Consider the following 22601-nt stretch of genomic DNA (forward strand, 5'->3'; position numbering starts at 1 on the left):
GCAATGCCGCAACGGGCTCAGCTACTTGGTTCCCGCCGCTCGATGTCCCGCCGCAGCACAATCAGCGTCGTGAGGTTCTGCACACTCGGATGCGCGGAAATGTTGTCACGCAGGGTGTTCAGCTGGTCAATCGAAGCCACCTCGACTTCGACCACCAGGTCGAGCTGGCCGGTGACCGACGACACCCGTCGCACCTCCGCGTAGCCCGCCAGTTGGTCGAGCACACCGATTGATGGCGTAGATACCAGCGTCATCAGCAGGAACGCCGAAACCAGCTTGGTATCCATTAGTCCGATATCGGCGCGATAGCCGCGTATGACGCCACTCTTTTCAAGGGCGGCGACGCGGCCGCTGGTGGCACTTCGTGACAGCCCGACCCGCCCAGCCAACGTTTTTAGCGGGATGCGGGCCTCCTGAGAAAGAATTGCCAGAATGGCTCTGTCCTTGGCATCGAGTTCGTTCATGGCGAGGTTTCGATCCGCGTCGTTAAAATGCTGGTCCAGGTCGTCATAGTGTCGGTGCAACCGACGCTTTGCCGGATGCCGAACTTTTCGGCTCGTGCCAAGCTCCAGTAATGACAATTTTGGATTGCCCATGACCGACGTGACTCATCCCGCGCCCGCATTTTCCCTTAGAGAAGCCGCCCAGTTGGCTATGGATAGGTTTGGCATCGGTGGTCGTGTCACAGTCCTGGATAGTGAGCGCGACCAGAATTTCAAGCTCTCACACGATGACGGCTCGCAGTGGATCCTCAAGATTGTCAACGCCAGCGAACCAGTTTCGGAGTGCGAGTTCCAAGTCGCATTGCTTGACCATCTCGCGCGAAACAACCCCGATGTCGCCGCACCCCGACTGACGATCTCGCAAAACGGCACGCCGCTGGCCGACGCGATAAGTGATGCCGGCGAACGTCACGCGGTCCGCCTTGTGACGTGGTTGCCCGGACTGCCCATGGCCATGTCAGGGCGAACCCCTGCGCTTCTCGAAAATCTTGGCCGTGCGCTTGGCCGACTTGACAGTGCACTTCAGGGCTTCATCCATCCTGGCGCATTGCGTACGTTCGACTGGGACATCCGCGAAGCCGGTGCGGCGCGTCAGCGTCTCCACCATATCTCTGATGTGGCAGATCGTGCGCTTGTGCGTGGCCTGCTCGATCACTTCGATGCCGCGGTCGCGCCGCATCTTGCGGGATTGCGTGCCCAGGTCATTCATAACGATGCCAATGACTGGAATGTCCTCGTCGACGAGGACAACCATGAGCGCATCGCCGGCATAATCGATTTCGGCGACGCGCTTTACTCACCTCTGATCGCTGAGGTGGCCGTTGCCTGCGCCTACTCCATTCTCGATGTCGAAGACCCGATCGGCGCTGCTGCAACCTTGGTTGCCGGCTTCCACGCCGAGTATCCGCTGCGCGAGGAGGAGCTTGACGTCCTGTTCGACCTCATCGCGATGCGCCTGGTAATCTCCGTTACGCTGTCGGCGCAGCGCAAGGAGAAGTCCGCCGACAATCCCTATCTTGCTATCTCCGAGGCCCCGGCCTGGCGGCTGCTCCGCCGCTTTGGCGCCATGAACCGCAGGTTCGCCACGTCCATCCTACGCAACGCCTGCGGATTCGAAGCTACACCGGGCGCCCGGGCCGTAGTCGCCTGGATCGAGGCCAACAGGAAAAGCCTTGCGCCGGTCCTCGATCGTCACCCGGCAACCCAGGTCAAGGCGCTGGTGCCCTACGGCGATCCGGCCCATCCGATGACCGTCACCTCGGCCGCCCGGCAGCCCGACAAGGCCACCGCCTGGTGGGACGCCTGGTGTGCCGAACACGGCATCGAACTTGGCATCGGCCCATGGGGTGAGGCGCGCACGGTTTACACGTCCGATATCTTCTGTTCGCGTTTCATCGAGGGCGCCCGCCGGGTCCATCACCTTGGCCTCGACCTGTTTTTGCAGGCTGGCACAAAGTCTACACGCCGCTCCCCGGCACCGTCAGAAGCGTGGAAATCGAGGAAGACCCACTCGGCTATGGCTGTCTCATAGAACTGGAACACAGACCTGACGGCTGCCCGCCCTTCGTCACACTGTGGGGCCACATGGCACATGAGGCGATGGCGCGCCTAAAGCCGGGCGAGAAGCTGCAAGCCGGCGCGCTCGTCGGCGAAATGGGAGCGCCAGTGGAAAACGGAGGGTGGGCGCCGCACCTGCACCTCCAGATATCGACCGACCTCAATCTCTCCGCCCGCGATATACTGGGTGTCGGCGAGGCGCGATATCTCAATGTTTGGGGCGAGCTGTTTCCGGATGCAGCAACGCTCGCCGGCATACCCCCGAGACCTTTGTTCAGACAGGTCGGACGCGCCCCGAGATCGTCGCCGCGCGCAGGACGTCGCTCTTGCCTAATCTGTCGATCTCCTATTCCGAGCCGATCAAGTTCGTGCGCGGCGAGGGCGCCTGGCTGATCGACGACCGAGGCCGCGCCTATCTCGACTGTTTCAACAATGTCTGCCATCTCGGCCACGCCCACCCAGACATAGTCGAGGCCATCTGCACCCAATCAGCGAGGCTCAACACCAACACGCGCTACCTGCACGACGCCGTTGTCACCTACGCCGAGCGGCTGACAGCAACCTTACCGGAGGGCTTGTCGGTCGCCTCATTCGCCTGCTCCGGCAGCGAGGCCAATTCGCTCGCGCTGCGCATGGCACGCACCATGACCGGGAGTAATGATGCGCTGGTGCTCGACTGGGCATATCACGGCACCACCCAGGAACTGATCGACCTCAGCCCGTACAAATACAAGCGCAAGGGCGGCAAGGGCAAGCCGGCGCATGTCTTCGAGGCGGCCATTCCCGATAGCTACCGTGCGCCGTTGGACTGGCCGGTGGAGGAGTATGCCTTACGCTTTGCCGAAAGCATTGGCGAACAGATCGAAACGATGCGCAAGCAGGGCCGCGCGCCAGCCTTCTTTATCGCGGAATCCATCCCCAGCGTCGCTGGCCAGGTCATTCTGCCCGAGGGTTACCTCCGCGAAGTCTACAGGATGGTCCGCGCTGTTGGCGGTTTATGCATCGCCGATGAGGTGCAGGTCGGCTTCGGTCGTGTTGGCAGCCACTGGTGGGCTTTTGAGATGCAAGGCGTGGTTCCCGACATTGTCACCATGGGTAAGCCCATAGGCAACGGCCACCCGATGTCGGCGCTGGTCACCACGCGCGAGATCGCCGATCGGTTCAACAATGGCATGGAATACTTCAACACTTTCGGCGGCAACCCGGTGTCGTGCGCTGCGGGTCTTGCCGTGCTCGACGTTATCGAGCGGGATCGCCTTCGCGACAACGCCGCCGCGATCGGTGCCTACCTCGTCGCCCGTTTCAGGGCGATGCAACAGCGCTATGAGGTCATCGGCGACGTCAGGGGGCAGGGCCTGTTCCTCGGTATCGAGCTGGTTAACAACCGCAAAACGAAGGAGCCTGCCACTGCCTTCGCCCGCAAGGTCAATGAGGGGGCCAAGGTGCGCGGCGTCTTGATCGGCACCGAGGGACCGCAAGACAACGTGCTTAAGATGCGTCCGCCAATGGTCTTCAGCCGTGCTGATGCGGATCATCTTATTGAAGTGTTAGAGGACACTTTCGCCATGGTATCAGCCGAAGGCGCTTAGCAGGCCCGTGCAGTATTCGCGCGCGTTGCGACATGTCACTTCCCGTCAGGGCGTTTATTCTGCCCCAAGGTATCTCCGTTCCAATCCCGATCATGCGCGAGAGGTATTCCTCACAGGTTTCCCGTTATTCGGTAGTTCATTCTGGGAGCCCCATCGAAACGGTGCCAAATGAACCAGCATGATAGATAAGAGGCTTCCGTGACGTGTAATGGGCAATATCGCGAATCACGCCTACGATGATCGTGTGGGTGCCGCCATCGAAGATTCGGTCAACAATGCAGCGCGCGTGGCGCTTGCCCGCCGTCTTGCCGTGATCACGCACGCAATGCTGCCTGACGGCACTTTGTTCGAAGCATGAGGTGAGGTAGATTCCATATGCCAGCGGTGAAGCCGGAAAGCTGATCCGAGGGCGGTGTCCCGAGAGGGAACGCAGGGACGAACGATCTGCGAAGGTAACCAGATGGGCCAACGAGCCCGCTTTGAGTCAATGCAACGTTCGGCCTTGTGAAACCCGATACAGCACGACAGCTGCTCGCAGCCGTCAGTGCGGACAGATCCTTGAAACCCTCAAGGGAAACACCGCAAGCTCTGCAAAATACAGATCTGGACCCTAGCAAGTGGTCGTCGTCGGCGACCGTATCTGCAATTGTTTCGCCATCTGTTAGCCACCGATCGATTTCATTGCCGACGGGGCGAGGGGCGTAGCGACCCGCAGTCCGGCACGGGCGGCGCGAAGTCCTCACAACCGCAGCACTGTGTCGGTGGGACTGACAGAATCAATGCCACCAGTTCCGCCTGCCTTTGCACCCCGGTCTTGGAGAAGATGTTTCGCAGATGGAAGGCGACGGTCGTACCCGAGATCGCCAACCGGTCTGCGATCTGGCTGCGGCGCAACCCTTCGGCCAACAAACACGCGACCTGGGCTTCCATCGGCGTCAGGCCGAACAACTGGCCAAGGGTCGCAGTGTTCATAGGGGGCTTGCTGTCTGTGCCGCTCAGTATCAGCATGGCGACCGCCTCATCATGGTGCGAGTGCGCTGGCAGCGACATCCCGATAAGCACGAGCCGGCACCCATCGTCCAAGCGCAACCCCGTGGGGGCCATCCCTTTACCCGGGGCCAACCCTGCGATCAACGCGGACAGCTTCCGGCCATTTTCGCCGCTGGCGGTAATACGCCCACTCAGCGAGATTCCGGCCGCGCCCGACAAGTTTTGGGCGAGAGGGTTGGCATGGACCACGCCGCCATTGGCGTCGAGCAGCACCACGCCAAGAGCCAAGCGGTCGAGGGCGGTCAGGCCGGACCGGTCTCCCGGCATTTCGCGCAACCTTTGCATCCGGTTCAGGCGCGCTTCAACGGTGGCACGAAGCAGGTCGTAATCAATGGGCTTGGTCACATAATCGTCGGCCCCCGCCATGCGCCCATCGATTACCTGCTGGCGCGAGGACAGGGCAGTCAGAAAGACAAAGGGCACGTCATCAAGATCGGGTCTCGTCCGGCGCAAATGGGACATGAACCTCTTGCCGTCCATGCCGGGCATCAGGATGTCACAGAGGATCAGATCGGGGCGCTGCCTTTCCAGACAGGCCAGCGCCTCGCGCGCATCTCCGGCGGCGCTCACGATGTAACCGGCCTCGTGCAGTTCGAAGGCGATGTCGTCGCGCAGGGATGGTTCATCCTCGACACACAGGATCAGTGGCGCGGTCATGCGACGTCATCCTTCGGCAGGTAAAGCGCGGCTGTCAGGCCTCCCCCGTCACGCTGCGTCAAGGTCACGTCTCCTCCCTGTATTCGCGCCAGATCGCGCGCAAGCGTCAGCCCCAATCCGGAGCCGGGCAAAGTCTCGTGCCCGCTGCCTCGGTAGAACCTGTCAAAAGCACGCTCAATCTCTTCGGGCGACATACCCCTCCCTCTGTCCTCGATCCGACAGACGATGCAGTCCCGCGACTGAAAAACACTCACATCGACGCGGCAATCGGGCGGAGAATACAAGAGCGCATTGCGCAGGAGGTTGGACAGAATTTCGGCGGTCAGCATCGGATCGCACAGCGCGACAGTTGGTTCTGTTTGCACCGACTGCCGAATACGGGCCGGGTCGCGGTCCCACGCCGTCGCCATCAGGTCATCAATGACTGAAGATACAAGATCGTTTAGGTCATGGGCGCGCAGGCTAGGAAGAACCGCATCGCGTTCCAGCCGGGACATCATCAATGCGGTATCTGTCAACTTCACGAGCCGCGCGACCGCCTCACGGGACACCGCCGCCTTTTCCGAGATCAGTTCTGGTGGAACCGGGCCGCCGCTGCGCCGCGTCAGGCGGTGCATCGCGCTGTCGATTACGGCTAGCGGCGTGCGGAACTGATGGGCAATCAGGTCGGCGAACCGGCGGTGGTTCTCGGAAGTTTCGCGTTCGCGTTCCAGATCGCTGGCGAGCTTCTCAGCCCGCAGGTGGTCCAGCTGTCCGCTCATCAGCCGCCTCTCACGATCGATCAGGATTGCCACCAGCCCCAATCCCGCTACAGCAGCCCCCAGCACTGACATCAGCGCAAGCAAATGCAGGTGCTTCAGGCTGTCCAGGCGCGTGGCCTGACTCTGCCATTCATGGGACATCACCAGACTCGCCTTGGTCCTTAGTGCAGCGACCAGCGCCGTGACATGTGCCCGCAGCGCGGCCGGATCGGCACCTTGCGCGGGGTCAAGCGCCAGAAGCCCACTGCGCCAGCGTGCAAGTGTTTCGGACACTCCCGCATTCTCGAGAAAGCGACGTTGCGGCCCTTCTTCCAACAGCGTCAGCCGCGAAACCAATATATCAAAACGGGTCTGGATCTGTTGTGGCGCTGCCTCATCCGAGAGCGCCAGCGCAAGGTTCAAGGCCTCGATCTGCGTCTGGCCAAAGACCCAGATCATGTTCTCGGTTGCGGCAATGCGCATCTGGCGTTCCAGCACCACAAGCTGCCACGCAGCCAGCGCCAACAGGCCCAGGCAGATCGCCACCAGCCCACCAAGCCACAGATAGCGGGCCCGCCCGCCTGTGCCGGTCATTGCACATGCAGCGCGACAAGCTGCCAGACCCATCGCATGTCATACCGTATATCGGCCAGAACGCCGTGATTGTCGCGCGGATAGACGATCCAGACTGGACCCTTGTCACGCGGGGTCAGAGGCACGTCATCCATGTAAAGCGCGGCTAGAACATCAAACCGGTGAAAATCCTCGACAGGTATATCGACGACATAGTCGTTCAACGCTGTCGCGCGCACACTACTTCCCTCGGCTCCGGCATGGGCGAGGACGTCTCGCATCAGCACACCGCGGAACTCCGGCCTGCCATCTGTGACGCTGGTCGATGTCGAAAACTCATGCCAGTCCATCGTATCGAAATCCGCGCGCGTCATCTCCACTCTGCCGTTCGTGACCGCGCCGGTCAGGGTCAGCAGGACGTCCTCGGCAGCCGCTGGTACGGCCATGAACACAAGTGCCGTCATCAACGCGGTCTGAACGATGTGATACCGCAAGCTCATCACCACAACCCAAAATGAAAACCAGGTTCCGGACTGAACTCTATCACAGGAGACTACATGTTCCCCGTTCAAACGAACGGGGCGGCCAGTCTTGAGCAGAACTAAACTCGGAATCAAACAGCAGGAGGATCTACGCTTGACCATCTTCTCGACCATGCGAAGAGCGGGCATACCTGTTCTGGCCTGTCTTCTGGCGCTGCCGGCGCTGGCCGACGAGCCTGGAGGGCTGGTTACCGGCAGTTTTGGCGATCAGCCGCTGGAGCTGACTGTTGCCCCCGAATTGTCCGGCGCGACGATCATCGGCAACTATGCCGATGCCTCCTTGCTTGCCTCACAGATGGAGGGCGATCAGGGGCCGGTCAATCTGGAACTGACGATCAATGGCGAATTGCCCGCGCCCGGCGAAATGGCGCTGACGATCACCTTTGCGCGCGACATGGGACGGAATTGGACCGGCGATCAGGACAGCCTGACACTGACCCTGGAGGAATTCACGCCGGGCGACGGGATTGTCGCCTTGAAGGGCACGCTCACCGGGCAAGTCAGTGGCGGCCCCTCATCCGAAACCCGGCCCGTCACCTTCAGCTTCGACACCCGGCTTGAAGAGCTTGACTGAGATGGCTGGACCCGCCTTTGCCCAAACTGCGGCCCTGCTGCTGATCGCTACGGCAACCTCAGCACTGGCCGGTGAACCGTCCAACCCGGTCTGCCACGCGGACGTCCATCGCGCCGGTAATTTTGACCTGCGACAGATTGGTCCGCTGATCGCGGGAACGTGGACCGAAGCCGCCATCGGAACGAGTGTGGCAATAGGCGTTCAGGAGAGCACCTTCGAGATCATTTATGATCGGAACCGCAACCGATTGTATCTGGGTTCGGACGGCATTCAGACCGAACTGGTGCCGGTTCGAGGTGGCAACAAGCCGCTGCGCTTTGACTTTGTGCGTGGCGAGGCAATGGACCCGCAGTTTTATATGTTGACTTCAACGGGTTCCGAGCCCGGCGCGGAGCCTTGGGAATGGGCGTTGGTTCAGGATTGCCAGATTGTCTCGGCGCCGCAATTCGAATGGCAATTCGGCACCGGTGCGCGGCGCTCGGACGGGATCATCAGTTTCTTCTCGGCCAATGAGGCGATGGGAACAAAACGCAATTCGGCGCGGGGCGTCCGCGAACAGCTGATCAGCCGATAGGAATGCCAATGAAGGTGCTTGTCCCGCTTGTCCTGGCCCTAGGAATCGCAACCCCCGCTGGTGCATTGGACGCCATCGGCGAGATCGGGGCAAACTTGGACGGTGAAGAACTGAACTGGCAGGTGATGCGTCAGGATGATGGCTCGGCGATGGTGCAGATCACCGATATCGGCCCGCTGACCATGATCGAACTGCATGCACTTGGTGACGGCAGCATTTCTATCGGCCTGATCTTTCACGGCAAGCCTTCCGGAGATACGCCGCCCGCCGGTCTGGCCATCGACATGCGGCCCGATCGCGGGGCGATGGCGGGCGCGGTCTGGGAAAGCGAGGAAGAGCCGCCGCAGATGTCGATCGACCTGCTGGATCTTGAGGATGAAGGCCGCATCCAGGCCAGCTTTGCGGCAACCCTATGCCGCCGGGATGCCCCGGACGACTGTCGCGACGTCGAGGGGCGGATCGACACGTCGTTGGGTGCAGGCCCATGACACTGGCCGAGTTTCTGGCTGATCCGCTGCGCGTGACGCAAATCTCCGACAGCGTGCTGGAGATCGAGAATCGTCCGGTCCGGCGGGCGGTGATTGCTGCGGCGGTGATATTGGTGGCGATCGCGGCGGGCCTGGCAGCCATCGGGGATGGTGCGACCGGAACGGGGATCATCGTGCTTGCCGTGGTGGGCCTGATCGGTTGGCTCTACATGCACGAGTTGGTGCAGCTGACTCAACTGAGCCTGGACAGGCATGCCGGTCTTGTCCGGCTGCGTGTGACCACATTGCGCGGGCGGCGTGAAGAGACATTCGCACTCTCGGACCTGCACAAGCTGGAAAGCATCGCGCACTATGGCACGGCGGCAGGAAACGATGAGACCCGGCTGGTGCTGATTTGCGGATCGGGACCAGAGCGGCGCGAGATCATAGTGCCCATGTTCCGCCCGGATCCCGAAGAGGTGGCGCATCTGACGGGCGTCGTCAATGGCTGGCTCTCCCGCCAGGGAAAGGGAAACCCGTCATGAGTATTGAGACGAATACGCCCGAACGACTGGAACTGGAACTGGCGATACCGCGCTTTATCCTGTGGTTCGTCATGCTGCCTGTCCTGCCGATCACCCTGATCGGGCTGGCCAATCTGATCGGGGAGAAATCCTGACCGCGCTGGTGCTGCTGGTCGGGCTGAACGGGGCCTTTCTCGCGGGATATATCGCCCTGTCCGAGCGCACACGGCTCAGGTTGGACGCAGGGTCGGGGCTGGTCAGCATCATCCGGACATCGCGCCTCGTCACGCGTCAGCGGGACTATCCGCTCGAGGCGCTCGACAGTGCCGAACTTGACCGCAGCCATACCTCGCGAGAGGACCGCAGCACCTCGAAGGTGGTTCTGGTTTTTCGCAACACCCGCCCGGCAACACGGGTTCCGTTGTCACGTTGGGGCGTATCGGGCGATGGACCTGGGCAGGTCGCCAATGACATCAATGCCTGGCTGCGACGCCATCTCGGGGGCGAACAAGCTTCCCCCGCATCTTAACCTTCAAGCTGATTGCCCCAAAAGGAACCGGAGCCATGTGGGATTTCAATATCGGACAAGCTCTCGGACTGTTGGGCCGAACAATGCCTTTCGTGCTCCTACGTGCCGCCGTCTATTTCGGAATCACACTGGCCTATATTCTGGCCACCGGCGCCGGTATTGGGGTCGGCTGGGGCGTTGGCGCCTTCGGGGATGACGAGTTCCGCGCGACCGCGATGGTATGGGGCGGCATGGCTGGTTTTGGCCTGACCGGCGCTGTAATGTACTGGCTTCGGGAATACATTCTCTATATCGTTAAGGCAGGCCATGTCGCGGTTCTTGTCGAACTGATTGACGGCAAGCCCCTCCCGGAAGGTCGCGGCCAGATTGCCCATGCAGCGGCCGTGGTGAAGGGGCGCTTCGGCCAGGCCTCACTGCTCTTCGCGCTGGACCAATTGGTCAAGGGAGTCATTCGCGCCGTCATCGGCCTTGTGCGCGGTGTATTGTCCATCCTGCCGATCCCCTATGTCCGGCAGTTGATGGGCATTGTGCAGGCCTTCCTGCGCGTGGCGGTGGGCTTCATCGATGAGGTGATCCTCGCCCATGCCATCCGCACCCGCTCGACCGATCCCTGGGGATCCGCACGCGAGGCGCTGGTGCTCTATGGCCAGAACTGGAAGGCGATGCTCCGGAACGCCGCCTGGCTGACCCTCTTCACCTATGGTCTCGCCTTCCTGATCTTCCTCGTGATGCTCGCGCCGGCAGCGGCACTGGTCTACGTCATGCCCGGCGCCTGGTCGGCGGGCGGCTTCGTTTTCGCGTTGCTGTTCGCCTGGAGCGTCAAGGCGGCCTTTCTCGAGCCCTTCGCCGTCACCTGCCTGATGCAGGTCTATTTCAGGATCACCGATGGCCAGGAGCCCGACCCTGAGTGGGATGCGCGGCTGGAGCAGATGTCCTCACATTTCCGCAAGCTGAAAGAGCGCGCCGGTGCCCGCTTCGGGACAGCGCGCGATGGAGAAGCCGCATGAGATCTCTTGTGACCGCCGGGCTTATCGCCCTGACATCCGCCCTTGCGCCGGCGGCGCTTGCCCAGGAGCGCCCCAGCACGATCCTTGTTTTGGACGCCTCGGGGTCGATGTGGGGGCAGATCGATGGGATAAACAAAATCACCATCGCGCGCGATGTCGTCGGGGACATTGTGTCGGATTTCCCCGCCGATCAGAATCTCGGTTTCGTCACCTATGGCCATCGCGAGCGCGGGCAATGCGCGGATATCGAGACCTTGGTCGAACCCGCGCCCGGCACTGCGGCAGAGATCGCCGGCATCGTTGAAGGGTTGAACCCGCGGGGCATGACCCCGATGACCGATGCCGTCATCACCGCGGCTCAGGCGTTGCGCCACACCGAACAGGCGGCGACGGTGATCCTGGTTTCCGATGGGATCGAGACCTGCAATCCTGATCCTTGCGCCGCCGCCCGTGCATTGGAAGAAGCGGGCGTAGATTTTACCGCCCATGTCATTGGCTTCGATGTGCGGGGCGAAGCCGACGCCCTGTTGCAGATGCAATGCATCGCCGAGGAAACCGGCGGCCGCTTCCTGACTGCCGACAATGCCCAGGAACTCAACGAGGCCTTGCGCGAGGTCACTGCCGCGCCTGCCTCAGGGAGTTTCACCTTCACCGCAAATCTCGGAGGCGAGGAGATCGGCGACGAGACCGTCTGGGAGCGGCCAGCAGCGCCACTGGAGCTTCCGCTTCTGTCCGGCGAGGTGATCTGGGAGATATCGGATACTTCGTTCAACATGGTGCAGACCGGCACCGCGAACCCCTTCACCACGGACCTTCCGTTCGGCGAGTATATCGTGACGGTCCATTCGACGGCGCAGGATGACTTCTCGCAGACCGAGGCCAGTTTGGCGTTGGACAGCGCGCGCAGTGTCCACGCCATTTTCCCGCCCATCACGTCGCAGCAGCCCGCCGCCCAGGTATTCGGCCCGGCACAAACCTTGGTTGGCTCCGCGTTTACGGTGAGCTGGGAAGGTGAGGGACTGGCTCCGCGTGATTATGTGACAATTGTCCCCGCCGACGCCGAAGACGGAGCCTATGCGGACTATGACCGGCTGGAGAACCGTACCGAAGGCGAGCTTCGTGCACCTGCCGAGCCTGGCCTCTACGAAGTGCGTCTGCAATTGGACGCGGGGGACCGCGTGCTCGCCCGCACCCCGGTCGAGGTGGTTGATGCCGACGTCACGGTCTCCGCACCCGCCCAGGTCGTTGTCGGGTCGGCATTCCCGGTCACCTGGCAGGGCGAGGGCCTGCACCCGCGCGACTACGTGACAATCGTTCCCGCCGGTTCGGCGGACGGCACCTATGCCGACTACGATCGCATGCAAGGTCGGAGCGAGGGCGAGCTGCGGGCGCCTGCCGAGCCTGGCCTCTACGAAGTGCGCCTGCAATTGGACGTGGGGGACCGCGTGCTCGCCCGCACCCCGATCGAGGTTGTCGACGCCGAGGTCAGTGTCTCCGCGCCGGCTCAAGTCGTTGTCGGGTCGGCGTTCCCGGTCGCCTGGCAGGGCGAGGGCCTGCATCCGCGCGACTACGTGACGATCGTTCCCGCCGGTGCCGCGGACGGCACCTATGCCGATTATGATCGCATGCAAGATCAGAGCGAGGGAGAGCTGCGGGCGCCTGCCGAGCCCGGCCTCTACGAGGTGCGCCTGCAACTGGACGTGGGGGACCGCGTGCTCGCCCGCACTCCGGTCGAGGTGCTGGATGGTGATGTTTCGCTTGACGGACCGGACAGGGCGCGGGCCGGCGCCGAGATCACGCTATCCTGGACCGGTGCCATACATCCGCGCGACTACATAGCCATCGTTCCCGGCGGCACACCGGACGGCGAGCAAAGTGGCTATCGCCGTATTCAGGACGAAGATCAGGCCACGTTCACTGCACCCGCGGAGCCTGGTGCCTATGAAATCCGCTACCATTTGGACCGCGGCGATCGGGTCATGGCCCGGCGACCGCTCGAGGTGCTGGCGGCGGATGCGCCGATAGACGAGGGTGCCGGGCTTATGGTTCCTGGTACAGCAAGGCCGGGCGATATCGTTACAGTTTCGTGGACAATCGAAGCTGGCGATGCCGACCGGCGCGTGGCGCTGGCACGAGCTGATGCGCCCGACTTTACCTGGATTGCAGTCCATCGCGTGGGCGACGAAACCGAAACGGTATTCAAGCTCCCGGACGAGCCGGGACAATACGAAGTGCGGTTTCTCGACCTACAAAGCCAGAGCGTTCTCGGACGCGCGATGATCACGCTCGGCGAATGATCTACGACAATTCCAATGAACCTAGAGTAGTCACAGCCATGCTCACATCAGCCATCATTGAATTTGGCTTTCTCGCCCTTGTCGTACCCGTCGCGGCTGCAGAGCCAGGGGCACAGGGGACGATCGCAGGCAAAGCACATTGCGAATGGCGAATCCGATAACGGCAATGAGCTCTCCGAGCAGCTTCGGCGCCTTGCGGCGATCAGGTCCCGTTCTGCGCAGAGCTATGCCTATCACCCGTGCAAGCAGCCAAGCACCGGAATACCACGCAGCAGCCGTGCTTAGCTGCCGAACGGCGTTCCGGTCTGCTTCCGGGGCGAACTGCTAAAAGGCAGTTTCATGGAAGACATAGGCCGCCACGGAAAAGCCGAAGTGGGATCGAGCTTGAGATCGAGGGCATCGATAGTCGGGTTGGCCGGAGACCCGACGCCAAGACGGTTGCGGCGGTGATCCGTGCGCTGACGGCAACGTCGTGATCGGGCCGCCATGTGCCGTCAGAGATATGGTACCGATGAAACGGGGGACTTCCGCAAGGGAGGGAAGGGAGTGGCCGCGCTGGCTCGCGAGACGATGGGTGCCGATCCATGTGGCGATGCGGTCTATATCTTCCGTGCCAAACGAACGGATCGGTTCAAGCTGATCTTCGGGGACCGCACTGGCGTCTGTATACATGCGAAACTGTTGGAGGATGGCGAGTTCCGCTGACCGAAGGTGTAGCGCGGCGTGATGCGTTTGACGGCGCTGTTCAAGCAGTTTGAAAGTTTCAGGTGCCCGCACTCTAGCCGAATAGCGGGCGCGGACAATGTGGAGGACAATATTTCACTACAAAATTACTGCGCAGAGACGGCACATAATTTCATTTGAGGTGAGGTCTGGCAGCTCCGATAATGTCGTGGTTGCTGGTCATATCCGGCTTCGCTCCGGCCCTCAAGCAAGACGGAAACAGGTCGTATGTCTGCTACACTCGATGTCGTAAGTGTGCCGGGTTATGTCCCTTCATTCGATATGGATGCCTTTACACAGATGTATCGGCACTCGATTGAGGAGCCCGATGCCTTTTGGGCTAAGCAGGCTCTGTGCGTCGATTGGCAGGTGCCTTTCACAAGGGTGCGTAATATCGACATTGGACCCGACATCGTTTCGATCAAATGGTTTGCGGACGGTACGCTCAACGCGTGCCACAACTGCGTCGACAGGCATGTCGATGCGCGCGGGGATCAGGTGGCGATCCTGTGGGAGGGCGACGAGCCCGGCCTTGCCGAGCGGATCACCTACCGGGAGCTTCATGGCGCCGTCTGCCGTTTAGCCAACGGCCTGCGATCGCTGGGGATCGGTAAGGGAGATCGGGTCGCGATCTACCTGCCGATGATTCCCGAGGCGGCGATCTCGATGCTTGCCTGCGCCCGGTTGGGCGCGGTGCATTCGGTGGTCTTTGGCGGATTTTCTGCGGAAGCGCTCGCCGGCAGAATTAGGGATTGCGGCGCGCGTGTCGTTGTCACCGCCAATGAGGGTGTAAGGGGCGGCAGAACAATACCCCTTAAGCACAACATGGACAAAGCGATAGAGAGCTGCCCGTTCGTCGAGAAATGCATCGTCGTCGGTCGTACGGCGAGCCAGGTCGATTGGGTGGAAGGTCGCGACATACGCTATCTGGACCTCGTCGATACAATGAACGCCGAGTGCGAGCCCGAATGGATGAATGCCGAGGATCCACTGTTTATCCTCTACACCTCGGGTTCCACCGGAAAGCCCAAGGGAGTGCTGCACACGACGGGCGGCTACCTCGTCGCTTGTGCCCTGTCGCACCGCCACGTCTTCGACTACCGCGACGGCGATATCTTTTGGTGCACCGCCGATGTCGGCTGGGTGACGGGGCACAGCTATATCGTCTACGGCCCGCTCGCCAACGGCGCCACCACGGTGATGTTCGAGGGTATACCGACCTGGCCGACACCATCGCGATTCTGGGAGATTTGCGACAGACACGGGGTCACAATTTTCTATACAGCTCCGACCGCCATTCGTGCGCTGATGCGGGAGGGCGACGAACATGTCATGCGCATCGACCGCAGCTCGCTGCGGATCCTTGGCTCGGTCGGCGAGCCGATCAGCCCCGAAGCCTGGCGTTGGTATTTCGAGGTGGTCGGCGAGGGACGCTGCCCGGTGATTGACACATGGTGGCAGACGGAAACGGGTACGATCATGATCGCGCCGGTTCCCGGCGTCACGCCGCTCAAGCCAGGTTCTGCGGCGCTGCCCTTCTTTGGCGTGGAGCCGGTGCTTGTCGACGACGCAGGTCGGGTGCTTGAAGGTGTCGCCGAGGGGTTGCTGTGCCTTCGGGACGCAGGACCAGGCATCATGCGTACGATCCATGGCGACCCGGCGCGCTTCATCGAAACCTATTTCCGGCGGTTCCCGGGCCTCTACTTCACCGGCGACGGCTGCCGGCGCGACGAGGACGGCTTCTATTGGATCACCGGCCGCATCGACGACGTCATCAACGTGTCGGGCCATCGGCTGGGCACGGCGGAGATCGAGGGCGCGCTGGTCGCCCATCAGGCCGTCGCTGAGGCGGCCGTCGTCGGCTATCCCGATGCGGTCAAGGGGCAGGGCATTCACGCCTTCGTCACGCTTAAAGCTGGCGAGGGGGAAACGGAAGCGCTGAGGCAGGAGCTGCGCGACTTCGTTCGGCGCCAGATTGGCGCGATCGCCCAGCCTGACGTCATCCAGTGGGCTACCGCACTGCCCAAAACACGCTCTGGCAAGATCATGCGACGCATCCTGCGCAAGCTCGCGGAGGGCAAGGTCGAGGAACTCGGCGACGTTTCCACCCTTGTCGACCCCGGGGTCGTTGCAGCTCTTGCGGATGTCGCAAGGGCCAGAAAGGATGCGGTATAGTCAGGCGGCAGGTTGCCGGTCGCATCTTGCTCAGCCGCCAGCCCTGCCACGCCGACGTGTCTAAAGCTTGCCCCTTCTTGTCGCAGGCCTACGAACCTGCCCGACGGAGCACAGGCGGCAATTCGCGGTCTCCGAAATCGATCACGGCCCGCTGCACGATCCGTCCCTGAGCATCGACACTCAGCCGAACCCGACTGTTCGAATGGAAAAAGGTCAGTCGGTAGCGTCCGGCATCTGCACCGACACCGCGTTCGCATATGCTAGTGATAGCGCCCAGCCGTAGTAATCCCGGCACTTCGGCCGCTGGAACGTGTAACAGCTCGCCCAGAACGCGCGCATCGACGGTGATCTCGCTATTGTCGATATCGACCTTCATCGCTTTGTCCGTGTTCGGAATCTCAGTCACGCCCCGCCCTCAGACGATGATAGCCAAGGCGGCCATCCCGCCGATGATCGGATGAGGCCGCCAATGCACCGGCAAAAGAGGGCTCTGCTCCCGTTCGTCTGGGTTGTTCGACGCAGGGTGGGCGGCACCCCTGCCGTTTTCTTTCTCGGCCATCGCTTAACCTCTTTTCCACCTTAGTCGCGGCGCCTTCGGCAGCCGGGCGGCAACATGTGCCTGCCTGCAGCGAGGCGTGTCGGGAATCATGCAGCGCCCGCAGTTCATGCTATCTCAAGAGCCTCGCGAACCGAAGCATGTGTGCTTGTGCTCGGTTAGCCCGCAGCTCTGGCGCAGTGCCTTGTCTGGCTCGTGTTCGATGACCTTGAAACTGCAGCTTAAGCGCGTCTATGTGGCCCCGGATCATAGGGACGGTCTATGAGTCCTCGTGGATCGCCTGTGGCCGCGCGGTCTCGGCAAGGAGGAAGCCTGCATCGACCATTGGGCGAAGGAAATCGCCCCAAGTACCGAGTTAAGCCAATGGTTCGGGCCTGATTCGGACAAATGGCCGGAGTTCCGTCGTCGCTACGAATGGGAATGGCGGGCCAATGGAACAGAGATGGATGCGTGTTGCTAGGGGATAGAGGAAGCGGCCACGACACTGCTCGAGGCAGCGAGAGACACCGAGCGCAACAATGTTGTCGTGCTGCGGGATTTCCTCGCCGTCAGGCACGACGGCTACCGCCTCCCGGGATCTCTCATGCGCTGTCGGTCGCAGTCACCAGCCACGACTGGTTTGTGGACGCCGGATCAGGCCCAAATGTCCAGAGGTCTCGGGTTTCGACCACGCGCTCCGGATCGCCGTGGACGATCTTCCCGTCAGGGGAACGAGTTGCAATCACGATTTCGGCGGTGAAACTGACACTGATTGCCGCGCCGCCTTTCGCGCCTTCGGCATCGACAATGCGGGCGTCCCTTATGCCGATAAAGGTCAACTCCAGCGTCTCGCCCCTGCTTTCACGATCGGTGATTGCGTGCTCGAATGCGGTAAGCACCTCGCTTTCGAGCAGCGTGTGCAGCGTATCAAGACTGCCTGCGGCGTAGGCTTCGAGAATGATCTCGTAGGCCCTGGAAGCCCCTTGGAGGAAATATCCTTCATCGAACGACGGATCAATTCGCCGGATCCTCTCGCAGCAGGCGGGGTCGATCCGGTCAGTGCACTCTTTGACATCCTTCGACCCTGCGGTTCCTGCGCGATTCTTCGCGGATATCACATCCAGGACGCTCAGCAGCGCCCACCACAGCCAGAACAGGATGATTGCTGACAGGTTGCCGCTCATATCGACAAATTCGCTCATTTCGATCTCCATGGCACGCTCGGGTCTTTCGACCCTGCCTGCCCTGTCCGCTCAGCGTATTCGCGGCAATGTTTCGAACTGGTGGTATGGTGGCGGAGAGGACAGCGTCCATTCCAGCGTCATCGCGCCCTCGCCCCATGGGTTGGCGGCTGCGGGCCGCTTGCGGGCGAACGCTTCCGCCACCGCGACGAGGAAGATGACGAGCCCGGCGGCAGAGATGTAGGAGCCGGTCGAGGAGACTAGGTTCCAGCCGGCGAAGGCATCCGGATAGTCGACATAGCGGCGAGGCATGCCGGCGAGCCCGAGAAAGTGCTGCGGGAAGAAGATAAGGTTTACCCCCACGAAGGTCACCCAGAAGTGCAACCTGCCCAGCGTCTCGCTCATCATGTAGCCGCTCATCTTCGGGAACCAGTAGTACCAGGCGGCGAAGATGGCGAAGGCCGCGCCGAGCGACAATACATAGTGGAAATGGGCGACGACGTAATAGGTATCATGCAACATGCGGTCGACGCCGGGATTGGCGACCACCACGCCGGTGACGCCACCGATGGTGAACAGCAGAACGAAGCCGCAGGCCCACAGCATCGGCGTTCTAAAGCTGATCGATCCACCCCACATCGTCGCCAACCAAGAGAACACCTTGATGCCGGTCGGCACGGCGATGACCATCGAAGCGAAGGCGAAATAGCGCTGGCTGTCGAGCGACATGCCGACGGTGAACATGTGGTGCGCCCATACCAGGAAACCGATCGCTCCGATTGCGACCATGGCGTAGGCCATACCTAGATAGCCGAAGACTGGTTTCCTCGCGAAAGTCGAGATAACGTGGCTGATGATGCCGAAGGCCGGCAGGATCATGATGTAGACTTCCGGGTGGCCGAAGAACCAGAACAGATGCTGGTAGAGAATGGGATCACCGCCCCCGGCCGGTGCGAAAAACGATGTGCCGAAATTGCGGTCGGTTAGCAGCATGGTGATGGCTCCCGCCAGCACTGGCAGCGCCAGCAGCAGCATGAACGCCGTCACCAGCATTGACCAGGCAAACAGCGGCATTTTGTGCAGCGTCATGCCCGGAGCGCGCATGTTGAAGATGGTGGTGATGAAGTTGATAGCGCCGAGAATCGAGGCCGCGCCGGAAAGGTGGATCGACAGGATGACGAGGTCGACCGCCGGCCCCGGTTGGCCGATGCTCGAATAGGGAGGATAGAGCGTCCAGCCGCCGCCATGGCCGAACGAGCCCGGCGCGCCCGGCACGAACATCGACGTCACGAACAGGATGAAGGAAGCGACGAGCAACCAGAAGGAGATGTTGTTCATACGCGGGAAGGCCATGTCCGGCGCACCGACCATGATCGGCACGAACCAGTTGCCGAAGCCTCCGATCAGCGCCGGCATGATGACGAAGAAGATCATGACCAGCCCGTGCGCGCTCACGAAGACGTTGAAGGTTTCCGACGCTGCGAAGATCTGCATACCCGGCTCCTGTAGCTCCATGCGGATCGCCACAGACAGTCCCGTGCCCAGGATGCCGGCGAGTATAGAGAAAATCAGGTAGAGGGTGCCGATATCCTTGTGGTTGGTGGTATAAAGCCAACGCTCTAGGAGGCCGGGCTTGTGGTCTTCAGGGGTGATGGTCGCTTCCGTCATTGCCGGCCTCCTGCCGTCTACTCCGGCGGGCCGCTCCGGCCTCAGACGGCGCAGAAGTCCGTCACATGGGAAGCCGAGCAGTGCCCGCTTGTGTCGTCACTCGTCAGTCACGATCGTGGTCATGGCGATGTCATGCGGCTGCGGATAGATCGTGGCAATCCGGGCCTCGGAGTAGCCAACCCCGATGACGAGAGGTCGCTTCGTCATCGCCGCAAGGGTGCGGTCGAAGAAGCCACCACCATAACCGAGCCTGTAGTTCCCACTATCGAAGCCCACCACCGGGGCCACAACGATGTCGGGCTGCACAGCCGGTCCGCGCGAGGGGACGAGGATGTTCCAGACGCCGCGTTCCAGCGGATCGCCCGGCGTCCAGATGCGGAACTCGAGTGGTGCGCCCTTCTGTACGACGACCGGGAGCGCAATCCGGCCGCTGCGCTCGATCACCCTGATCGACCAGTCGCGCAGGTCGGGCTCGCCTCGGAACGGCCAGTACGTGGAAACAATGCGACCGGCCACCTTGCCAATCGCGCGGTCGAGCCCGGAGGCGATCTTCTGGGACCGTTCCATGCGCGTCTCGGCATCCATGGCAAGCCTATCATTGACCAGACGCTTGCGCTCCGCCTTTCTCCAGCGGGCCACATCTGCCCATTCATCGGTCCGCTCCGGCGCCGCCCGGTATTCGGGTGCAAGCTCGTGCATGAAGCAGGGCGGGGAAGCGTATTCCCCGGTCGCCGCAGGCGCTTTGTCATCCTTGGTCATCGCGACGATCTCGCTCGCTGCGCTCGGGCTGTGGGCTCGTCCTTTGGGTTCGAATGGTGGGACGCTTGAATCAGGAAAGCAAATGGAATTAAATGCCCGATAGATGCAATAATATTGCACTATAGGAGACTAGCAATGGACATCGATCGCGCCCGTACCTTCCTGGAGATCGTCCATTGCGGTTCGTTCCTCGGCGCAGCCGACCGACTGCACGTCACGCAGACCACAGTGAGCGCACGCATTCGCACGTTGGAGGAGGGACTAGGCCGGCGTCTGTTCGTGCGCAACCGCAACGGTGCGCAGCTTACGCCGGCGGGTCGCGAGTTCGAGCGATTCGCCCAATCCTTCGTCCAGATATGGGAGCGCGCCCGCCAACAGCTTGCGATCCCCTCCGGTCGAACCAGCGTGATCGCGCTGGGCGGTGAACTCAGCCTGTGGAACCCGCTCCTGCTCGACTGGCTGGTATGGATGCGCAAGGCCAAGCCCGAAATCGCCATCCATGCCCATGTCGGTGTGCCCGACCAACTCATCGAGCAGTTGAGAACCGGCGTGCTCGACATCGCCGTCCTCTACGCGCCGAAGCTTCTGCCCGGGTTCAGGGTGGAGCTTCTCCAGGAAGAGCAACTGATACTGGTCCGAACACCGGACCGGGAAGTGAACGACGACGCCGCGCCGGACTATGTCTATGTCGATTGGGGACCGCTTTTCGCGGCCCAGCATGGCACCGGCTCGCCCGCGTTCCGCGAGCCGGGGTTGATGGTAGGGCTTGGCCCGCTCGGCCTGAGTTACATCCTCAGAGCAGGCGGTATGGGCTATTTCCGGAGGGGGTGGTGAAGCCTCACATCGAGGCGGGCGAGTTGGAGATCGTGGAAGGTGCGCCCGAGTTCACCTACCCCGCCTATGCCGTCTATCCCGAGACCGGAGAGGGACGCGCGGACATGCAGGACGCGTTGCAGGGGCTGAAGCAGGTGGTCACCTGATCGCCGCCGTTTCGCGCTCCCGCCGGGATTTGCCATCGTGCGTTCGTGACCGGGTATTGACCAGCGCTGCAAAGCTGCCCGCGGTCGATCAGATTCTGCGGACCGAAGCCACACTGAGTATCTGCTTTAAGACAATTATTTTGCGTTGAAATAGGGATTAAATTCATTCGACTTTTTCTAAGACTGACAAGACAATCGGGTAGTTCCAAAGACCGGTCCGATTGTTGGAGGCATCAATGTTGCGGGCGAAGGACATCATGACATCTCCAATAATTTCCGTAGGCCCGGACGCCCGGGTCGCGGACGTCGCGGAACTCCTCTTGACCCACGGCATCAGCGCCGTGCCCGTGATCGAGAAGGGCACACTGAGGGGCATCGTCAGCGAGGGAGATCTCCTGCATCGCGAGGAGATTGACACCCTGCCGCCCAATCGCTCCTGGTGGCTCGGGCTGTTCAGGGACAACGGCGCGCTGGCCAGAGGTTATGCAAAAACCCATTCCGTCCATGTTGCAGACGTGATGACACGCGATGTCGTGACGGTGGACGAAGAGACCCCGGTGCGTGAGATTGCCGACATCCTCGAGCGCAGGCACATCAAGAGAGTGCCGGTGCTGCGCGACGGCCGGCTGACAGGAATAGTGAGCCGCGCGAACCTCATTCGGGCCTTGGCGGTAGCTTTTCAAGGCACGTTGCTGCCGGTTTCGCGCGAAGAGTCCGACATCAGGACGGATGTGCTGACCGCTCTTCGAAAGGAAAGCTGGACAGTTACCACGGGTCTTGACGCCAGCGTGGCGGACGGAGTGGTAACCCTGTGGGGCACATTTCAGTCCGAAGACGAGCGCCGCGCGTCGCAGGTGCTCGTAGAGAATATTCCAGGTGTAAGCGCTGTCGACGACCGTAGGGTGTTAATCGATCTCGCCTATAAGGTTGCATACGGCGCGATCTGATTTTATCGGAAGCCGACCCTCCAGCATCATTCATTCTATCAACTAATGATGAGGAAGGTCTACTGGTTGGACGACGAGGTGTGCGCGGCGATCGAGCCGCAGCTTCCGAAGAACCACCCGGGGAGCGCACGGTTGGCCCAGCACGATCTTGAAACGCTTCAACTGCTGGTCTCACCGGCGGCTGCGGAGCAGCGAATTGATGCTCTCGTTGTGAGGGAGCGTGCTTCCGCTGTCGGGGTCGATCGGCTCCAGCCACGCGAAGGCACACCGCTCCGCCCATGGAAACGCATGGCCCGCTCCAGGTAGCCGCCTTCGCTGGCAAAGCCGATCGGCAGGCCTGTGGTCTCATATTCAGCCGCGCCTTCGCGTTCGTCATCTCGCGAATGGTGCCGGCGCTCAGAACCGCGCCGGTGAAGGTTCCGAGCGCGTCGATGTCGATATCAGGCGCGA

24 protein-coding genes and 1 pseudogene are annotated in these 22601 nt (G+C 61.7%); 16 read left to right on the plus strand and 9 right to left on the minus strand.

Annotated elements, in window-relative coordinates:
- Positions 1–17: 17 nt before the first annotated feature.
- Positions 18–464 (minus strand): Lrp/AsnC family transcriptional regulator, encoded by a 447-nt coding sequence (locus HK436_RS25500; protein WP_173194459.1) that lies wholly within the window; start codon positions 462–464, stop codon positions 18–20.
- 130 nt (positions 465–594) lie between these two features.
- Here HK436_RS25500 and HK436_RS25505 point away from each other — a divergent pair.
- Together HK436_RS25505 and HK436_RS25510 are read left to right on the plus strand one after the other, a co-directional pair.
- A pseudogene (locus HK436_RS25505) lies at positions 595–3649 on the plus strand (aminotransferase class III-fold pyridoxal phosphate-dependent enzyme).
- Positions 3650–3857: 208 nt separating this feature from the next.
- The gene (locus tag HK436_RS25510; protein ID WP_173193772.1) at positions 3858–4007 is read left to right on the plus strand and encodes a hypothetical protein; all 150 of its coding nucleotides are present in this window, start codon (positions 3858–3860) and stop codon (positions 4005–4007) included.
- A gap of 320 nt (positions 4008–4327) precedes the next feature.
- On the opposite strand, the gene HK436_RS25515 is transcribed toward HK436_RS25510, so the two are convergent.
- Genes HK436_RS25515 through HK436_RS25525 form a run of 3 tightly spaced genes read right to left on the minus strand, consistent with a single transcriptional unit; the run spans position 4328 to position 7169 of the window.
- Positions 4328–5356: a response regulator gene (locus HK436_RS25515; RefSeq protein ID WP_173194460.1), complete on the minus strand. Its 1029-nt coding sequence runs from the start codon at positions 5354–5356 to the stop codon at positions 4328–4330.
- The gene (locus HK436_RS25520) at positions 5353–6690 is read right to left on the minus strand and encodes a sensor histidine kinase (protein ID WP_173194461.1); all 1338 of its coding nucleotides are present in this window, start codon (positions 6688–6690) and stop codon (positions 5353–5355) included. Before HK436_RS25520 ends, HK436_RS25515 begins: the two co-directional genes overlap by 4 nt.
- Entirely contained in the window at positions 6687–7169 is a 483-nt protein-coding gene (locus HK436_RS25525; RefSeq protein ID WP_173194462.1) for a putative pterin-binding protein, read from the minus strand. The genes HK436_RS25520 and HK436_RS25525 overlap by 4 nt, the downstream gene beginning before the upstream one ends.
- 136 nt (positions 7170–7305) lie before the next feature.
- Here HK436_RS25525 and HK436_RS25530 point away from each other — a divergent pair, with 136 nt between their 5' ends.
- The 10 genes from HK436_RS25530 to acs all read left to right on the plus strand — a co-directional run bounded on the left by HK436_RS25530 (position 7306) and on the right by acs (position 16081).
- The gene (locus HK436_RS25530) at positions 7306–7785 is read left to right on the plus strand and encodes a hypothetical protein (RefSeq protein WP_011749575.1); all 480 of its coding nucleotides are present in this window, start codon (positions 7306–7308) and stop codon (positions 7783–7785) included.
- Position 7786: 1 nt separating this feature from the next.
- Positions 7787–8359, plus strand: a complete 573-nt coding sequence (locus HK436_RS25535; protein WP_173194463.1) for a hypothetical protein — start codon at positions 7787–7789, stop codon at positions 8357–8359.
- A 65-nt stretch (positions 8360–8424) separates the two neighbouring features.
- Positions 8425–8847 carry a hypothetical protein gene (locus HK436_RS25540; RefSeq protein WP_173194464.1) on the plus strand — a complete coding sequence of 141 codons (423 nt, stop codon included), beginning with the start codon at positions 8425–8427 and terminating at the stop codon, positions 8845–8847.
- Positions 8844–9371 (plus strand): hypothetical protein, encoded by a 528-nt coding sequence (locus HK436_RS25545; RefSeq protein ID WP_011749578.1) that lies wholly within the window; start codon positions 8844–8846, stop codon positions 9369–9371. Before HK436_RS25540 ends, HK436_RS25545 begins: the two co-directional genes overlap by 4 nt.
- The gene (locus tag HK436_RS25550) at positions 9368–9505 is read left to right on the plus strand and encodes a hypothetical protein (protein ID WP_173194465.1); all 138 of its coding nucleotides are present in this window, start codon (positions 9368–9370) and stop codon (positions 9503–9505) included. Before HK436_RS25545 ends, HK436_RS25550 begins: the two co-directional genes overlap by 4 nt.
- Before the next feature lie 8 nt (positions 9506–9513).
- Positions 9514–9879: a hypothetical protein gene (locus tag HK436_RS25555; protein ID WP_173194466.1), complete on the plus strand. Its 366-nt coding sequence runs from the start codon at positions 9514–9516 to the stop codon at positions 9877–9879.
- Between the two features lie 83 nt (positions 9880–9962).
- Positions 9963–10886, plus strand: a complete 924-nt coding sequence (locus HK436_RS25560) for a hypothetical protein (RefSeq protein WP_312860741.1) — start codon at positions 9963–9965, stop codon at positions 10884–10886.
- Positions 10883–13183 carry a VWA domain-containing protein gene (locus HK436_RS25565; RefSeq protein ID WP_173194468.1) on the plus strand — a complete coding sequence of 767 codons (2301 nt, stop codon included), beginning with the start codon at positions 10883–10885 and terminating at the stop codon, positions 13181–13183. Before HK436_RS25560 ends, HK436_RS25565 begins: the two co-directional genes overlap by 4 nt.
- Positions 13184–13669: 486 nt before the next feature.
- A complete protein-coding gene (gene tnpB / locus HK436_RS25570) occupies positions 13670–13888 on the plus strand; it encodes an IS66 family insertion sequence element accessory protein TnpB (protein ID WP_280515830.1) in 219 nt (72 codons plus the stop codon).
- 246 nt (positions 13889–14134) lie between these two features.
- Positions 14135–16081: an acetate--CoA ligase gene (gene acs, locus HK436_RS25575; RefSeq protein WP_173194470.1), complete on the plus strand. Its 1947-nt coding sequence runs from the start codon at positions 14135–14137 to the stop codon at positions 16079–16081.
- An 88-nt stretch (positions 16082–16169) separates the two neighbouring features.
- Here acs and HK436_RS25580 read toward each other — a convergent pair whose 3' ends face one another.
- Both HK436_RS25580 and HK436_RS25585 read right to left on the minus strand, forming a co-directional pair.
- A complete protein-coding gene (locus HK436_RS25580) occupies positions 16170–16457 on the minus strand; it encodes a DUF6522 family protein (protein WP_173194471.1) in 288 nt (95 codons plus the stop codon).
- A gap of 39 nt (positions 16458–16496) precedes the next feature.
- Positions 16497–16640, minus strand: coding sequence for a hypothetical protein (locus HK436_RS25585; RefSeq protein WP_173194472.1), 144 nt, complete (start codon positions 16638–16640; stop codon positions 16497–16499).
- A gap of 268 nt (positions 16641–16908) precedes the next feature.
- On the opposite strand from HK436_RS25585, the gene HK436_RS31855 reads away from it, so the two are divergent.
- On the plus strand, positions 16909–17097 hold the full coding sequence (locus tag HK436_RS31855; RefSeq protein WP_312860742.1) for a DUF488 domain-containing protein: 189 nt from the start codon (positions 16909–16911) through the stop codon (positions 17095–17097).
- Positions 17098–17218: 121 nt separating this feature from the next.
- On the opposite strand, the gene HK436_RS25595 is transcribed toward HK436_RS31855, so the two are convergent.
- From HK436_RS25595 to HK436_RS25605, 3 genes are all read right to left on the minus strand, one after another.
- The gene (locus tag HK436_RS25595) at positions 17219–17818 is read right to left on the minus strand and encodes a Tim44/TimA family putative adaptor protein (protein WP_173194473.1); all 600 of its coding nucleotides are present in this window, start codon (positions 17816–17818) and stop codon (positions 17219–17221) included.
- Positions 17819–17869: 51 nt separating this feature from the next.
- Positions 17870–19465, minus strand: a complete 1596-nt coding sequence (gene ctaD, locus HK436_RS25600; protein WP_173194474.1) for a cytochrome c oxidase subunit I — start codon at positions 19463–19465, stop codon at positions 17870–17872.
- Between the two features lie 96 nt (positions 19466–19561).
- Positions 19562–20224, minus strand: a complete 663-nt coding sequence (locus HK436_RS25605) for a 5-formyltetrahydrofolate cyclo-ligase (RefSeq protein WP_244649400.1) — start codon at positions 20222–20224, stop codon at positions 19562–19564.
- Positions 20225–20359: 135 nt separating this feature from the next.
- Here HK436_RS25605 and HK436_RS25610 point away from each other — a divergent pair, with 135 nt between their 5' ends.
- From HK436_RS25610 to HK436_RS25615, 3 genes are all read left to right on the plus strand, one after another.
- Positions 20360–21058, plus strand: a complete 699-nt coding sequence (locus HK436_RS25610; RefSeq protein ID WP_244649401.1) for a LysR family transcriptional regulator — start codon at positions 20360–20362, stop codon at positions 21056–21058.
- Positions 21055–21204 (plus strand): hypothetical protein, encoded by a 150-nt coding sequence (locus tag HK436_RS31860; protein WP_244649402.1) that lies wholly within the window; start codon positions 21055–21057, stop codon positions 21202–21204. Before HK436_RS25610 ends, HK436_RS31860 begins: the two co-directional genes overlap by 4 nt.
- 236 nt (positions 21205–21440) lie before the next feature.
- Complete coding sequence (locus tag HK436_RS25615) at positions 21441–22151, plus strand: CBS domain-containing protein (protein ID WP_173194475.1); 711 nt, start codon at positions 21441–21443, stop codon at positions 22149–22151.
- Positions 22152–22601: the final 450 nt, after the last annotated feature.

This window comes from Neoaquamicrobium sediminum (assembly GCF_013240295.1).
In the GTDB taxonomy this organism is placed as follows: domain Bacteria; phylum Pseudomonadota; class Alphaproteobacteria; order Rhizobiales; family Rhizobiaceae; genus Aerobium; species Aerobium sediminum.

Bases quoted from the DNA above. Each gene is read 5' to 3' on its own strand.
- HK436_RS25615 (WP_173194475.1), top strand. From the start codon at position 21,441: ATGTTGCGGGCGAAGGACATCATGACATCTCCAATAATTTCCGTAGGC.
- HK436_RS25560 (WP_312860741.1), top strand. From the start codon at position 9,963: ATGCCTTTCGTGCTCCTACGTGCCGCCGTCTATTTCGGAATCACACTG.
- HK436_RS25510 (WP_173193772.1), top strand. From the start codon at position 3,858: ATGGGCAATATCGCGAATCACGCCTACGATGATCGTGTGGGTGCCGCC.
- HK436_RS25605 (WP_244649400.1), bottom strand. From the start codon at position 20,224: ATGACCAAGGATGACAAAGCGCCTGCGGCGACCGGGGAATACGCTTCC.
- HK436_RS25515 (WP_173194460.1), bottom strand. From the start codon at position 5,356: ATGACCGCGCCACTGATCCTGTGTGTCGAGGATGAACCATCCCTGCGC.
- HK436_RS25550 (WP_173194465.1), top strand. From the start codon at position 9,368: ATGAGTATTGAGACGAATACGCCCGAACGACTGGAACTGGAACTGGCG.
- HK436_RS25580 (WP_173194471.1), bottom strand. From the start codon at position 16,457: ATGAAGGTCGATATCGACAATAGCGAGATCACCGTCGATGCGCGCGTT.
- HK436_RS25520 (WP_173194461.1), bottom strand. From the start codon at position 6,690: ATGACCGGCACAGGCGGGCGGGCCCGCTATCTGTGGCTTGGTGGGCTG.
- HK436_RS25595 (WP_173194473.1), bottom strand. From the start codon at position 17,818: ATGAGCGAATTTGTCGATATGAGCGGCAACCTGTCAGCAATCATCCTG.
- HK436_RS25535 (WP_173194463.1), top strand. From the start codon at position 7,787: ATGGCTGGACCCGCCTTTGCCCAAACTGCGGCCCTGCTGCTGATCGCT.
- HK436_RS25585 (WP_173194472.1), bottom strand. From the start codon at position 16,640: ATGGCCGAGAAAGAAAACGGCAGGGGTGCCGCCCACCCTGCGTCGAAC.
- acs (WP_173194470.1), top strand. From the start codon at position 14,135: ATGTCTGCTACACTCGATGTCGTAAGTGTGCCGGGTTATGTCCCTTCA.
- HK436_RS25565 (WP_173194468.1), top strand. From the start codon at position 10,883: ATGAGATCTCTTGTGACCGCCGGGCTTATCGCCCTGACATCCGCCCTT.
- HK436_RS25525 (WP_173194462.1), bottom strand. From the start codon at position 7,169: ATGAGCTTGCGGTATCACATCGTTCAGACCGCGTTGATGACGGCACTT.
- HK436_RS25545 (WP_011749578.1), top strand. From the start codon at position 8,844: ATGACACTGGCCGAGTTTCTGGCTGATCCGCTGCGCGTGACGCAAATC.
- ctaD (WP_173194474.1), bottom strand. From the start codon at position 19,465: ATGACGGAAGCGACCATCACCCCTGAAGACCACAAGCCCGGCCTCCTA.
- tnpB (WP_280515830.1), top strand. From the start codon at position 13,670: ATGTGCCGTCAGAGATATGGTACCGATGAAACGGGGGACTTCCGCAAG.
- HK436_RS25610 (WP_244649401.1), top strand. From the start codon at position 20,360: ATGGACATCGATCGCGCCCGTACCTTCCTGGAGATCGTCCATTGCGGT.
- HK436_RS25500 (WP_173194459.1), bottom strand. From the start codon at position 464: ATGAACGAACTCGATGCCAAGGACAGAGCCATTCTGGCAATTCTTTCT.